General features: G+C 70.9%; 9 protein-coding genes and 1 pseudogene. 5 read left to right on the top strand and 5 right to left on the bottom strand.

Translation table 11 applies throughout. The annotated features are described in order from the left end of the window. Positions 1-227: pseudogene (locus tag ACFONC_RS07850) on the top strand (thymidine kinase); the annotation flags it as partial. 111 nt (positions 228-338) lie between these two features. Here the strand turns inward: ACFONC_RS07850 and ACFONC_RS07845 are convergent. The 3 genes from ACFONC_RS07845 to mutM all read right to left on the bottom strand — a co-directional run bounded on the left by ACFONC_RS07845 (position 339) and on the right by mutM (position 4,946). Beyond that, positions 339-3,155: a protein kinase domain-containing protein gene (locus tag ACFONC_RS07845; RefSeq protein ID WP_386743179.1), complete on the bottom strand. Its 2,817-nt coding sequence runs from the start codon at positions 3,153-3,155 to the stop codon at positions 339-341. Positions 3,156-3,321: 166 nt separating this feature from the next. Next, positions 3,322-3,900: an ECF-type sigma factor gene (locus ACFONC_RS07840; RefSeq protein WP_386743178.1), complete on the bottom strand. Its 579-nt coding sequence runs from the start codon at positions 3,898-3,900 to the stop codon at positions 3,322-3,324. 188 nt (positions 3,901-4,088) lie between these two features. Beyond that, complete coding sequence (mutM, locus tag ACFONC_RS07835; protein ID WP_386743177.1) at positions 4,089-4,946, bottom strand: bifunctional DNA-formamidopyrimidine glycosylase/DNA-(apurinic or apyrimidinic site) lyase; 858 nt, start codon at positions 4,944-4,946, stop codon at positions 4,089-4,091. A gap of 251 nt (positions 4,947-5,197) precedes the next feature. On the opposite strand from mutM, the gene ACFONC_RS07830 reads away from it, so the two are divergent. From ACFONC_RS07830 to ACFONC_RS07815, 4 genes are all read left to right on the top strand, one after another. Then, a complete protein-coding gene (locus ACFONC_RS07830; RefSeq protein WP_386743176.1) occupies positions 5,198-6,406 on the top strand; it encodes a DesA family fatty acid desaturase in 1,209 nt (402 codons plus the stop codon). Positions 6,407-6,506: 100 nt separating this feature from the next. Then, on the top strand, positions 6,507-6,839 hold the full coding sequence (locus ACFONC_RS07825; protein WP_386743175.1) for a hypothetical protein: 333 nt from the start codon (positions 6,507-6,509) through the stop codon (positions 6,837-6,839). A 7-nt stretch (positions 6,840-6,846) separates the two neighbouring features. Then, entirely contained in the window at positions 6,847-7,323 is a 477-nt protein-coding gene (locus ACFONC_RS07820; protein ID WP_386743174.1) for a DUF2946 family protein, read from the top strand. A gap of 166 nt (positions 7,324-7,489) precedes the next feature. Further along, the gene (locus tag ACFONC_RS07815; protein ID WP_386743173.1) at positions 7,490-9,559 is read left to right on the top strand and encodes a TonB-dependent copper receptor; all 2,070 of its coding nucleotides are present in this window, start codon (positions 7,490-7,492) and stop codon (positions 9,557-9,559) included. Between the two features lie 63 nt (positions 9,560-9,622). Here the strand turns inward: ACFONC_RS07815 and ACFONC_RS07810 are convergent, their stop codons facing one another. After that, positions 9,623-11,740 (bottom strand): M13 family metallopeptidase, encoded by a 2,118-nt coding sequence (locus tag ACFONC_RS07810; RefSeq protein WP_386743172.1) that lies wholly within the window; start codon positions 11,738-11,740, stop codon positions 9,623-9,625. A gap of 149 nt (positions 11,741-11,889) precedes the next feature. Next, a complete protein-coding gene (locus tag ACFONC_RS07805) occupies positions 11,890-13,554 on the bottom strand; it encodes an MFS transporter (protein WP_386743171.1) in 1,665 nt (554 codons plus the stop codon).

The following is a 13,554-nucleotide window of genomic DNA, read 5'->3' as shown; positions in this document are numbered from 1 at the left end:
TCAGCGAGATCAAGACCATCTGCCACAGCGGCAGCAAGGCGACGATGACCGTGCGCGTGGACGCGGACGGCTACGCAGTGCAGGACGGGCCGCAGGTGGAGATCGGCGGCAACGAGCGCTACATCTCGGTCAGCCGCGCAGAGTTCAAGAAGATCGTGCGCGGCGAGGGGCGGGTGGAGCCGCTGCAGGAGCGCCTGCCGCTGGCGCCACCGCGCGCGCAGGAGTGAACAAAACGTAGGGCGGGTCTTGACCCGCCTTTTCCCGCGCGCCATTGCGCCCTGCGGGCTTCGGAAACGGGCACCTGTGTCACCCGAAGCCGTCGGGGGCGTAGCCCCGACCTACGGGGCTGACTGGCAGCCTTCGCGGATCGCGTCGACCTCGCGCACCATCGCGCCGCCCTCGGGCTGTGCCTGCTGCAGCGACAGGTCGAGTGCCGCCAGCTGCTGCAGCACCTGCTCGCGCTGCGGGCCGTGGCAGGTGCGTTCGGACAGGTAGGCGCGGGCGAGCCAGGCGACGCGGCGGCGCTCGATGTCGGTGGCCGACAGGCTTGCCAGGCGCTCGAGCCGGCCGAGCGCCGGCGCGCTGCCGGCGTGCGCCTGCAGCCGCGCCAGCGACAGCTCGGCGCGCAGCGCGTGCGGGTGCGTGGCGCCGTAGCCTTCGCGGGTCAGGGACACGGCTCGCTGCAGCTGCCGCTCGGCCGCAGCGTGTTCGCCGAGTCCGGTGCTGGTTTCGCCCAGCAGGCGCAGGGTATCGCCGGCCAGGCCCTGGTGGTCGCCGGGCAGCGCTTCGCGCAGGCGCAGCGATTCGCGCAGCTGCAGCCTGGCCTCGGTGTCGCGGCCGGCGTCGTGCAGGATCATCCCGCGGTTGAACAGCTGGGCCGCCAGCAGCTGCGCATGGCCGGGCTTGCGGCTGATGGCGATGGCGCGGTCGAGGTTGCGCAGCGCGGCGTCGGTGTCGCCGCGCTCCCAGTCGACGATGGCCAGCGAGTTGTAGTTGCGCGAGACCTCCTCGTGCTCCATCCCCAGCCGCGCCAGCAGCCAGGCCTGGCTGCTGGTGAACTCCGCGGCGGCCTCGCTGTAGCGGCCCTGGTCGACGTGCAGCGCCGCGAGCTGCCGGCGCGCATCGACGGTGGCGCGGTGCTGCGGCCCCTGCAGGTCGAGCGACAGCGCCAGCGCCTTGCGGCAGTCCTGTTCGGCGCCGCGCACGTCGCCCTGCGCGCGGCGCAGCGCGCACAGGCTGCCCAGGATGTCGACCGCCAGCGGATGGCGATCGCCGACCCGGGCGCGGAGCTGCGCCAGCGCCCGGCGCAGCTCGTCCTGCGCGCGCGCGGTGTCGCCGGTGGCCGCGTGCAGGCGGGCCAGGTCGACGAGGTTTTCCACCACCCCGGCCTCGTTGTGCAGCGGGTCGCGGCGCAGCGCCAGCGAGCGTTCGAACATCAGCCGCGCCGCGTCGTACTGCCCGGTGTGGCGCTGGCAGCGGCCGAGCTGCGAATAGAACTCCGACGCCTGCGCCGGCAGCTGGTGCTCCTCGCGCCGCGCCAGCGCCTGCCAGGGCCGCATGCCGGCGATGCAACCGGCGTAGTCGCCGAGCATGCGCCGGGTGTGGCCCAGGTCGGTCGCCGATTCCAGCCGCAGGCTCGGCGGCACGCTGCCGAGCGCGTCGAGGATCGTCGCCTGGCGATCGAGCAGCGAGGCCGCATCGGCGTAGTCGCCCAGGCCCAGGCGCAGGCGCGCGATCACGCCGAACAGCTCGGCGCGCGCTTCCGGCTGTCGCGCCAGTTCGATGTCGCCGCGCTGCACGCCCGCGTCGAGCAGCTGGCGCACATCCAGCGGCACGCCTTCGGGCGTGCTGGCGGCGTTCTCGAACAGGCCGACGACGAAGTCCTTCAGCGCCTGCGCGCGCGCGCCTTCCTGCACGAACTGCCGCGACTGCCACAGCACGATGCCCAGCGCCGCGGCCAGGGTGGCGGCCACCAGTGTCCCGCTCACCAGCGCCCAGCGATGGCGGCCGGCGTACTTGCGCAGGCGATAGGCCATGCTCTGCGCGCGCGCGTGCACCGGCTTGCCGTCGAGGTAGCGCTGCAGGTCCAGCGCCATTGCCTCCACCGACGGGTAGCGCTGCTCGGCACGCTTGGCCAGCGCCTTGAGCACGATGTTGTCGAGGTCGCCGGTGATCTGCCGGGCACGCTTGCGCAGCGCGGCCGGGTCGCCGCCCTTGTCGTCGTCAGGGCCGCGCAGCAGCGTCGACGACGGCTTGAGCGGGTCGGCGCCGAGGATCGCTTCCTCCCACTCGGCGTCGGTCTGGCGCTTGAGCCGGTAGGGCTTGGCGCCGCTGAGCACTTCGTACAGCACCACGCCCAGCGAGTACACGTCGGTCATCGTGGTGACCGGCTCGCCGCGGATCTGTTCGGGCGCGGCGTAGTGCAGGGTGAACGCGCGCAGCCCGGTGCCGGTGTTGTCCGGCGCCTGCTCGGCGGTGTCGAGCAGCTTGGCGATGCCGAAGTCGAGCAGGCGCACCTCGTCGAGCGGGGTGACCAGGATGTTCGAGGGCTTCAGGTCGCGATGCACGATCAGGTTCGCGTGGGCGTGGCTGACCGCTTCGCAGACCTGCATGAACAGCCGGACGCAGGCCGGCACGTCCAGCGCGCGCGACTTGCACCACTCGGTGATCGGTTCGCCGTCGACGTAGTCCAGCGCCAGGTAGGGCTGGTTGTCGGCGCTGATGCCGGCGTCGAGCAGGCGCGCGATGTGCGGATGGCCCAGGCGCGCGAGGATCTGCCGCTCGCGGGTGAAGCGCAGGCGCAGGTTGGGATCGGCCAGCCCCGGGCGCAGCAGCTTGAGCGCCACCCGGCGCTGGTACAGGCCGTCGGCGCGGCTGGCCAGCCAGACCTGGCCCATGCCGCCCTCGCCGAGCAGGCGCTCAAGCTTGTACGGCCCGATCAGCGCGTCCGGCCGGGCGCCCGGCAGCGGTGCGATCAGCGGCTGCGACAGGAAATCGTCGCCTTCTTCCTCCAGTGCCAGCAGGCCGGCCAGGTCCTCGGCCAGCTGCGGATCCTCTTCACGCAGCGATGCCAGGCTGCGCTCGCGCGTTGGCGGATCCAGCTCGAGCAGCGCGTCGAGCAGCGGGGACAGTCGTTGCCAGCGTTCGGCGTCCACGGGGCGTCAGCCGGACCGCGCGCGCCGGGCGCCTCGCGGGACAACAAGGTGCTGCACCGCTCGCCGCGCGTTGGCGACGCGGCGGGGAGCGCGGTTGTGGTCGTGTTTCGACACCTGCAGATCCCTCGCGACGTCCGGGATGACGGGCAGCGGTGGCCGACTTGCCCTATCGCCCGCCGTCTTCATCGCCCTGCAGCGCCGCCAGCAGGAACAGCTTGGCCTTCTGCCAGTCGCGGCGGATGCTGCGCTCGGAGCGGTCGAGCAGGGCGGCGATCTCCATCTCCGACAGGCCGGCGAAGTAGCGCAGCTCGACCACGCGCGCCAGGCGCTCGTCCACCGCCGCCAGCTTGGTCAGGGCGGTATCCAGGCCCAGCATGTCCTCGTCCAGGCGCAAGCCGCCCTCGATGTCTTCGGGCAGGTCGGTGACGCGGTGCAGGTCGCCGCCGCGCTTCTGCGCCAGGCGCTGGCGGGCGTAATCGACCACCACCGAGCGCATCGCCGAGGCGGCATAGGCGAAGAAGTGCGCGCGATCGTCGAACTTGGCCTCGCGCCGGCCGATCAGCTTCAGGTAGGCCTCGTGGACCAGCGCGGTCGCGTCCAGGGTCTGCCCGTGCTGGCCGGCGAGCTGGCGCCGGGCCATCGTGTGCAGTTCCTGGTAGAGCGTGGCGAGCACGCGGTCGAGCGCCCCGCGATCGCCATCGCGTGCGGCATCGAGCAGGCCGGTGATGTCAGCGGTTTGCGTCAATCGATTTCCCCAGGGCGCGGCGCGACTATACCGCGCGGCCCGGCCGGCCGCTCGCGGGGGCCGGGTCGGACGGAGGGGGTTTTGCAGGAGCGGCGGAAGCCGCGAGCTTTTTGCCTGGGGCTGGATCAGATCAAAAGCTCGCGGCTTCCGCCGCTCCTACAAGGGCCGCGGGGCTGCAGCGGGCGCACCTAGCGCTGGCAGTGCCCGCACCACACCGTCGCCCGCTGGCCGACCTGCGCCTGCTTCAGCGGCCGGCCGCAGTTCGGGCAGGGGGCGCCGCCGCGGCCGTACGCGCTCAGCTCCTGCACGAAATAGCCCGGCGCGCCGTCCGGGGCGAGGAAGTCGCGCAGGGTGGTGCCGCCGCGGTCGATGGCCTGCCCGAGGATGCGCCGCACCGCGTCGGCGAGCAGGCGGTAGCGCTCGCGCGAGACCTTGCCGGCTGCCCGCAGCGGCGAAATCCCGGCGGCGAACAGCGCCTCGGCGGCGTAGATGTTGCCCACGCCGACCACGGTGCGCTGGTCCATCAGGAAGGTCTTCACCGGCGCCCGGCGGCCGCGGCTGCGTGCGAACAGATAGTCGCCGTCGAACGTCGTTCCCCCGGGAGCCGTGCCGCCGAAACCATCGTCCAGCGGCTCCGGCCCGAGCCCGCGCAGCAGCGGATGCGTCTCACCCGCGGGCTGCCACAGCAGGCAGCCAAAGCGGCGCGGATCGTTGAAGCGCAGCACCCGGCCGCCGCCGCGGCCGGGTGCTGCGAGCGCGATGTCGAAGTGGTCATGCGGGCGCACCGGCGCGCCTGCCGGCAGCACCCGCAGGCTGCCGGACATGCCCAGGTGCAGCAGCGCGCTGCCCGCGGCGGTGTCGAGCAGCAGGTACTTGGCGCGGCGGCGCACCGCGTCGATGCGCTGGCCCGGCAGCCGTTCGGCGATGTCGGGCGGGATCGGCCAGCGCAGGTCCGGCCGGCGCAGCACGACGGCGGCCACGCGGCGGCCCTCGACGTGCGGCGCCAGGCCGCGCCGGGTGGTCTCGACTTCGGGCAGTTCGGGCATCGGGCAAGTGTCGCAGACCGCTGCGGACCGCGACACGGGAAGGCGGCCCGGTGGCCGGGGCAAGACTGGCGGCGCGATTTGCCGCGCCCCCGGCGCCATTCTCCGCGCCTCTGCTCGCGCCGACACAACGTGAACGGGCGAACGACTTCGCAGTTGGATGAACGCGCCGCGCCATACCCGTGCGCAGGGATGGCTTTCGACCGGGTGCGGCCCCATCATGCCGGGACACGTCTTCCAGAAACCGTTTCCAGATGCCTGCCTCGATCCTCGATTTCCTTGCCGGCGGCCTGCTCCAGTTCGGCTGGGGCGAAATGCTGCTGTACCTGCTCGTCGCCACCCAGCTGACCATCTTCTCGGTCACGCTGTACCTGCACCGCAGCCAGGCGCACCGCGGCGTCGATTTCCACCCGGTCCTCGCGCACTTCTTCCGCTTCTGGACGTGGCTGACCACGTCGATGATCACCCGCGAGTGGGTGGCGATCCACCGCAAGCACCACGCCAAGTGCGAGACCGAGGACGACCCGCACAGCCCGATGTACAAGGGCATCAAGACGGTGTTCTGGCGCGGCGTGGAGCTGTACCGCGAGGCGCGCGGCATGCGCGCGGACATCGAGCAGTACGGCAAGGGCGCGCCCAACGACTGGATCGAGCGCCACCTGTACACCCCGCACGCGACGATGGGCCCGACCGTGCTGCTGTTCATCAGCTTCGCGCTGTTCGGCTTCATGGGCGTGGCGGTGTGGGCGATCCAGATGGCGTGGATCCCGTTCTGGGCCGCGGGCGTGGTCAACGGCCTCGGCCACTGGTGGGGCTACCGCAATTTCGAGACCACCGACACCGCGACCAACCTCACCCCGTGGGGCGTGTGGATCGGCGGCGAGGAGCTGCACAACAACCACCACGCGTTCCCGAGTTCGGCGAAGTTCGCGCTGCGCAAGTGGGAGGTCGACATCGGCTGGGGCGTGATCAAGGGCCTGGAGAAGTTGCGCCTGGCCAAGGTGCTGCGCGTCGCGCCGGCGCTGGACGTGCGCCCCAACATCAACGTGCCCGACGCCGACACCATGCGCGCGCTGCTGGCGCACCGCTTCCAGGCGATGACCGACTACCAGCGCAACGTGCTCAAGCCCGCGCTGCGCGAGGAAGCCCGCATCGCCGGCGCGAAGCTGCGCGCGCTGCTGCCGCGCAAGCTGCGCAAGGGCATCGCCGACGACGGCCGCTGGCTCAAGCCCGACGCGCGCCGGCAGCTGCAGCAATGGGTCGAGGCGCGTCCGCGCATCCGCACCCTGGTCGAACACCGCGCACGCCTGGCGGCCGTGCTCGAGACCCGTACTGCCAATGCGGGCGAGTCGCTGCGCAACCTGCAGGAATGGTGCCGCGAAGCCGAAGCCACCGGCATCCGCGCGCTGCAGGACTACTCGGCGAGGTTGAAGGGCTACACGCTGCAGCCGGCGCGGGCGTAAGCCCGCTCACGGCGTGATCCTCGATGGCGGGCCAATGGCCCGCCATTTTTCATGGAACGGCGCCGCGGGTCCCACAGGCGCCTTGGCTACAATGCGCGGGATGAAACGCCCGGCATTCCTGGTCCTGCTGTCGCTCGCGCCGCTCGCCGCGCACGGGCAGGTCAACGCCACCAGCGATTACCTCTCGCGCATGGACAGCGATGGCGACGGCCGCATCTCGCTGGCCGAGTACCAGGACTGGATGAGCTACGCCTTCGACGCGATGGACCGCAACCGCGACGACACGCTCACCCCCGATGAGCTGCCCGGCGGCAAGGGCAAGCCGGTGACGCGCGAGGGCTACCGCGCGCGCATCGCGGCCACGTTCAACAAGCAGGACGTCAACCGCGACGGCACCCTCAGCGCCCGCGAGCTGGCGGCGCCACCGCAGTAGGCCGGCGATGATCCGTCGCGCCTGCTTCCACGTCGCCATGGCCCGCCTTGCGCTGGTTGCCGCGCTGCTGCTGGCCGCGGTGCCAACGCTCGGCCGCCTCGCGCCGCAGGTCGTGCAACTCGCGCAAGGAGCGCACGCGCAACTTGTGGCGCTGTGCACTTCGGATGGGCTCCGCTACGTCGACCTCGCCACGCAACATGGCGATGCGCAGCACGCCGTCGACCAGCAAGCCGGTGCGGCGCATCACGACGGGCATCCCGGCGCGCCGCCCGGAAAGCCGCACGATCACGGAGCGCCCGACTGCGCCTACTGCCCGCTGCTGCTGTCGCTGCTGGTTGCGGCGGCCTGGTTGCTGTGGCTGCGCGCGGCCGCGGCGCGCGGCGGGCTGCCGACGTGGACGGATTTGCCGTCGCGCACGTTCGTTCACCCCTGCGGCCTGGGATCGCGCGGGCCGCCACGGGACGGCGCCAACCTGCGCGCATGACGTAGTGCGGCCGCCGGCGTTCGTGCCGGCGCGCTGCCTCCGACGATGCATCGCTTTCGGCTGCTCCGCGCGGCCGGCGCGCGATCGCCTCGCCTCCGCATGCGCGCGCGCATCGATCGCCGTGCGGCGTCGCCGCACGCCCGTGCCTTCCGATTCCGGAGTTCCCATGTCGATTCCACTTTCCGTGGCGCGTCGCTCGCGCCTGGTTGCGGCCGTGGCCGCGCTGCTCGTCCTGCCGCTGGCCACGCAGGCGGCCGATGATGTCCATGAAGACGATCCCGCCACCCTCGACCGCGTCGTCGTCACCGGCGTGCGCCCGAGTTCGCCGCTCACCTTCGAAACCGATCCGCGCCAGCCGCGCCAGCCGGTGCCCGCCAGCGACGGCGCCGACTACCTCAAGACCATCCCCGGCTTCACCGCCATCCGCAACGGCGGCAGCAACGGCGACCCGGTGCTGCGCGGCATGTTCGGTTCGCGGCTGAACCTGCTCTCCAACGACGGCAGCATGCCCGGCGCCTGCCCGGCGCGGATGGACAACCCGCTGTCTTACGTGTCGCCGGACACCTATGACCGGCTGGTCGTGATCAAAGGCCCGCAGACCGTGCTGTGGGGGCCGGGTGCCTCGGCCGGCACGGTGCGCTTCGAGCGCGATCGCGAGCGCTTCGACGCGCCCAGACTGGAGCTGCGCGGCAGCCTGCTCGCCGGTTCCGCCGGACGCAACGACCAGGTGCTCGACGCCACCGCCGGCAATCCGCTCGGCTACCTGCGCATCAACGGCAACCGCTCGGAGGCCGACGACTACGCCGACGGCAGCGGCGAACGCGTCCCGTCCGCATGGCGCAAGTGGAACACCGATGCCGCCATCGGCTGGACGCCCGACGACGACACCGTGCTGGAACTGGCCGCCGGCACCGGCGACGGCCGCGCGCGCTACGCCGGCCGCGGCATGGACGGCGCGCAGTTCAGGCGCGAGAGCGCGAGCCTGCACTTCACCCGTCGCAACCTCGGCGCGGTCGACGTGCTGGAAGCCAGCGCGTACCGCAACCGTGCCGACCACGTGATGGACAACTACACCCTGCGCGATCCCAACCCCGACAGCGCCATGCCGATGCCGATGGCGTCGAACGTGGAACGCACCACCGTCGGCGGCCGCGTCGCGGCGACCTGGCGCGGCGATGCCGTCGACGTGACCGCGGGCGTCGACGCGCAGGACAGCCGCCATCGCACCCGCAACGCAATGGGACGCAACACCTACCGCGACCTGCCGTGGTCGCGCGATGCGCGGCTCGACAACGCCGGCGCCTTCGCAGAGCTCACCTGGAAGGCCGATGCCCGGCAGCGCGTGGTCGCAGGCCTGCGCTTCGACCGCGCCCGCGCCGAGGACCAGCGTGCGACCACAGGCATGATGGACATGCCCAATCCCACCGCCGGCGAAGTCCGCCACGAAACCCTTCCCGGTGGCTTCGTCCGCTACGAGCACGGCCTCGAAAGCGAACCGCTGGGCTGGTACGCAGGCCTCGGCCACGCGCAGCGCATGCCCGATTACTGGGAGCTGTTTTCCGCCGACATGGGGCCGCCGGGTTCAGTCAACGCGTTCTCGTCGGTCGCGCCCGAGCGCACCATCCAGCTCGACGTCGGCCTGCAGTACCGCACGCGGCGCGTCGATGCCTGGGTGTCGGCATACGCCGGCCGCATCGACGACTACCTGCTGTTCCGCTACGACGACGGCGGGATGATGGGGCCGATGTCATCGGTGTCGAACATCGATGCACGCATCCACGGCGCCGAGGCCGGCATCGAATGGCATCCGGCGCAGGACTGGACCGTGGGCGGCAGCCTCGCCTGGGCCTGGGGCGAGAACCACGATGCCGATCGTCCGCTGCCGCAGATGCCGCCGCTGGAAGCGCGCTGGTCGCTGGCGTGGGCCGGCGGGCGCTGGTCGTTCGGCAGCCTGCTGCGCGTGGCCGCGCGCCAGGACCGGGTGTCGATCGACGAAGGCAACGTGGTCGGACGCGACCTCGGCCCGGCGCCGGGCTTTGCGGTGTTCTCGCTCAACGGCGGCTACCGCTTCGGCCCGCGCGCACAGCTGACGGCCGGCATCGACAACCTGTTCGACCGCGACTACGCCGAGCACCTCAACCTGTCGGGCAGCGCCGACTTCGGCTATCCGGCCGACCCGGTGCGCATCCACGAGCCCGGGCGCACCGCCTGGGTCCGGCTCGACCTGGCGTACTGACGCGGCGGAAACAGCGACGCCGGCACGGGGCCGGCGTCGCGTGTTGCCTTCAGTGCGGCGGCGTTACCAGATCCGCACGCGCTCCTCGGGCGGCAGGTACATCTTCTGGCCGTCCTTCGCATCGAACGCGTCATACCAGGCGTCGATGTTGCGCACCGTCATCGCGCGGAAGCGCCCCGGCGCGTGCACGTCGCCCACCACCTGCGCGCGCAGCGCGGCGTCGCGGGTCTTGCTGCGCCAGCTCTGGCCGAAGGCGAGGAAGAATCGCTGGTCGCCGCTCAACCCGTCGATCACCGGCGCGGGCTTGCCGTCGAGCGACTTGAGGTAGGCCTGGTGAGCGACTTCCAGCCCGGCCAGGTCGGCGATGTTCTCGCCCAGCGTCTGCGCGCCGTTGATGTGCAGGCCCGGCAGCGGCTCGTAGGCGTCGTACTGCGCGACGAGCTTCTGGCCGGCGGCCTTGAAGTGCGCGGCGTCCTCGGGCGTCCACCAGTTCTGCAGCTTGCCCTGCGCGTCGAACTCGGAGCCCAGGTTGTCGAAGCTGTGGCTGATCTCGTGGCCGATGACCGCGCCGATCGAACCGTAGTTCGCCGCGTCGTCGGCGTTCGGGTCGAAGAACGGCGGCTCCAGGATCGCGGCCGGGAAGTTGAGCGCGTTCTGCAGCGGGATGTTGATCGCGTTGACCGTCTGCGGCGTCATCCACCACTCGCCGCGGTCGGGCGCCTTGCCGAGTTTCGCCAGCTGGTGGCGGTATTCGGCCAGTTCCGCGCGCTGCGCGTTGCCGAGCGCGTCGTCGGGCTTGATCTCCAACGATGAGTAATCGCGCCAGCTGTCGGGATAGCCCACGCCCACCTTGGTCGCGGCCACCTTCTCCTTCGCCTTCTGCTTGGTCGCCGGGTCCATCCAGTCGAGCTTGTCGATGCGCTCGGGGAACACCGCCAGCAGGTTGGCCACCAGTTGCTGGATCTTCTCGCGCGACGCGGCGGGGAAGTACTTGTCGACGTACAGCTTGCCGACCGCGTCGCCGAGGTCACGGTTGACCGCCGACAGTGCGCGCTTCCAGCGCTCGCGCTGCTGCGGCGTGCCGCTGAGCGCGGTGCCGTGGAAGCCGAACGAGAGGTCGGCGTAGGCCTTGGGCAGCAGCGGCGAGGCGCGGTCGATGGCGTGGAACGTCGCCCAGTCCTGCCAGGCCTGCAGTGGTTCGCTGGCGGTGAGCGCGGATAGCTTGGCGATGGCGTCGGGCTGCCAGACGGTGATCGACGGTTGGCCGTCGAGGCCGGCGGCCTTGAAGTACGCGGCCCAGTCCAGCCCGGGCGCCTTGGTCGCGAAGTCGGCCAGCGGCCAGGGCTGCGCCTTGTGCACGTCGTTGGTGTCGACGATCGAGGCCTGCGCGCGCGCGATCTTTTCTTCCAGCGCGTAGATGGATTTCGCCTTCGCGTCCGCATCGGCCACGCCGGCCTGCTTGAGCAGCGCGGCGACGTAGGCGCGGTACTTGTCGCGCACCGCGACCATTTCCTTGTCATCGGAGAGGTAGTAGTCGCGGTTGGGCATGCCCAGCCCGCCCTGCAGCAGGTAGGCGGTGTTGTGCGCCGGATCCTGCAGGCCCTGGGTCACGAACAGGCCGAACAGGCGGTCGGTCTGGTAGTCAGTCGCGTTGAGCGGATCGACGTCGGCGCGCAATCCCTGGCCGAGGTAGGTCGCCAGCGCGGCCTTGTCGCCGATCGCCTGGATCGCGTCGAGTTCCGGCTGCACCGGCGCCAGGCCGTGCGATTCGATCGCGGCTTCGTCCATGAACGCGGCGTAGTAGTCGGCGATGCGGCGCTCGTCGGTGCCGGCGGCCGGGTTCGCGGCAGCGATGCCCTGCACCAGTTCCCGGTTGCGCTGCTCGGCCTTGCGGAACACTTCGTAGAACACGCCGGTGCTGGAGCGGTCGTCGGGGATGACGGCGGTCTTGCGCCAGTTGCCGTTGGCGTATTCGTCGAAGTCGTCGCCCGGCTGCACCGATTTGTCGATGCCGGCCAGGTCAATGCCGATCACGGGCGCGGCGGGCGCCTGTTCCGCGGTGGCCGGCGCCGCGGGCGCCTCCTGCCCGGCGGCGGGCGTCGGCGACCGCTGGCAGCCGGCAAGCGTGCCGGCGATGGCGACGGCCAGGACCGCCAGTGCGAGGGGATTCGGTGAAGGCATTGCGCATTCCTCGGATGGTGAAACCAACGCATGCTGCGCCCGCAGGCGTTTGCCGCATGTGCAGGAAGTCATCGCCACCGGTGCATGCATCGCAAACGAAGACGCCGGCCCTCGCGGGCCGGCGCCTGGAAACACGCGGATGCAGCGGGCTACTTGGTGATGTCGCGGTCCTTGGTTTCCGGCAGGAACAGCGTGCCGATCACCAGCGTCATCACCGCGATCACGATCGGATACCACAGGCCCTGGTAGATGTTGCCCGAGGCCGCGACCAGCGCGAACGAGATCGTCGGCAGGAAGCCGCCGAACCAGCCGTTGCCGATGTGGTACGGCAGCGACATCGAGGTGTAGCGGATGCGCGTGGGGAACAGTTCCACCAGCCACGCCGCGATCGGGCCGTAGACCATCGTCACGTAGATCACCAGGATCGCCAGCAGCAGGATCACCATCGGCGTGTTGATGCGCGCGGGGTCGGCCTTCTCCGGATAACCGGCGGCGGTGAGCGCGGCCTTGACCTCGTCGCCGAAGCGCGCGGTCCCGGCCTTGAGCGTGTCGGCATCCTGTCCCTTGCCCTCGAAGGCGGTGATCACCTTGTCGCCGATGGACACCGTGGCCACCGTGCCTGCGGCCGCATCGACGTTCGAGTACGGCGTGCCGCCCTTGGCCAGCGCGCTCTTGGCGATGTCGCACGAGGTGGTGAACTTCGCCGTGCCCACCGGGTTGAACTGGAAGCTGCAGGTGGCCGGGTCGGCGGTCACCACCACCGGGCTGGTCTGCGCCGCGGCTTCGATCGCCGGGTTGCCGTAGTGGGTGAGCGCCTTGAAGATCGGGAAGTAGGTCAGCGCCGCGATCAGGCAGCCGGCCATGATGATCGGCTTGCGCCCGACCTTGTCCGACAGCCAGCCGAAGATCACAAAGAACGGCGTGCCGATGATCAGGCCCGCGGCGATCATCAGGTTGGCCGCGGAAGCGTCGATCTTCAGCGTCTGGGTCAGGAAGAACAGCGAGTAGAACTGGCCCGCGTACCAGACCACCGCCTGGCCGGCGGTCGCGCCGAGCAGGGCCAGCAGCGCGATCTTGCCGTTCTTCGAGAAGAAGCTCTCGGTGATCGGCGCCTTCGACGCCTTGCCCTCGGCCTTCATCTGCACGAACGCGGGCGACTCGGCCAGCTGCATGCGGATCCACACCGACACCAGCAGCAGCACGAACGACACCAGGAACGGGATGCGCCAGCCCCAGGCTTCGAATTGCTCGCTGCCGAGGAAGTAACGGCAGCCCAGGATCACCAGCAGCGACAGGAACAGGCCCAGCGTCGCCGTGGTCTGGATGAAGCTGGTGTACAGGCCGCGCTTGCCCATCGGCGCGTGTTCGGCGACGTAGGTCGCCGCGCCGCCGTACTCGCCGCCCAGCGCCAGGCCCTGCAGCAGGCGCAGGGTGATCAGGATCACCGGCGCGGCGAAGCCGATCGCGGTGTAGCTGGGCAGCACGCCGACCAGGAACGTCGACAGGCCCATGATCACGATCGTGATCAGGAACGTGTACTTGCGCCCGACCAGGTCGCCGAGGCGGCCGAACACCAGCGCGCCGAACGGCCGCACCGCGAAGCCGGCGGCGAATGCCAGCAGCGCGAAGATGAAGCCGCTGGTGGGGTTCAGGCCGGTGAAGAACTGCTTGGCGATGATCGCGGCCAGCGATCCGTACAGGTAGAAGTCGTACCACTCGAACACGGTGCCGAGGCTGGAGGCGAAGATGACCTTCTTGTGGCCCTTGGTCATCGGCGCCGGCGCGGATGCGGCGGTAGCGGAGGTGCTGGACAT

Source organism: Luteimonas soli, assembly GCF_042648865.1.
Taxonomy (GTDB): Bacteria; Pseudomonadota; Gammaproteobacteria; order Xanthomonadales; family Xanthomonadaceae; genus Luteimonas; species Luteimonas soli.
Note: the sequence above shows the minus strand (reverse complement) of the source record. Positions and strands in the feature narration are given on the sequence as shown.

What these genes read in the sequence shown, in the direction of transcription:
- ACFONC_RS07820 (WP_386743174.1), top strand. Translation starts at nt 6,847, where the DNA reads ATGATCCGTCGCGCCTGCTTCCACGTCGCCATGGCCCGCCTTGCGCTG.
- ACFONC_RS07815 (WP_386743173.1), top strand. Translation starts at nt 7,490, where the DNA reads ATGTCGATTCCACTTTCCGTGGCGCGTCGCTCGCGCCTGGTTGCGGCC.
- ACFONC_RS07825 (WP_386743175.1), top strand. Translation starts at nt 6,507, where the DNA reads ATGAAACGCCCGGCATTCCTGGTCCTGCTGTCGCTCGCGCCGCTCGCC.
- mutM (WP_386743177.1), bottom strand. Translation starts at nt 4,946, where the DNA reads ATGCCCGAACTGCCCGAAGTCGAGACCACCCGGCGCGGCCTGGCGCCG.
- ACFONC_RS07830 (WP_386743176.1), top strand. Translation starts at nt 5,198, where the DNA reads ATGCCTGCCTCGATCCTCGATTTCCTTGCCGGCGGCCTGCTCCAGTTC.
- ACFONC_RS07805 (WP_386743171.1), bottom strand. Translation starts at nt 13,554, where the DNA reads ATGTCCAGCACCTCCGCTACCGCCGCATCCGCGCCGGCGCCGATGACC.
- ACFONC_RS07810 (WP_386743172.1), bottom strand. Translation starts at nt 11,740, where the DNA reads ATGCCTTCACCGAATCCCCTCGCACTGGCGGTCCTGGCCGTCGCCATC.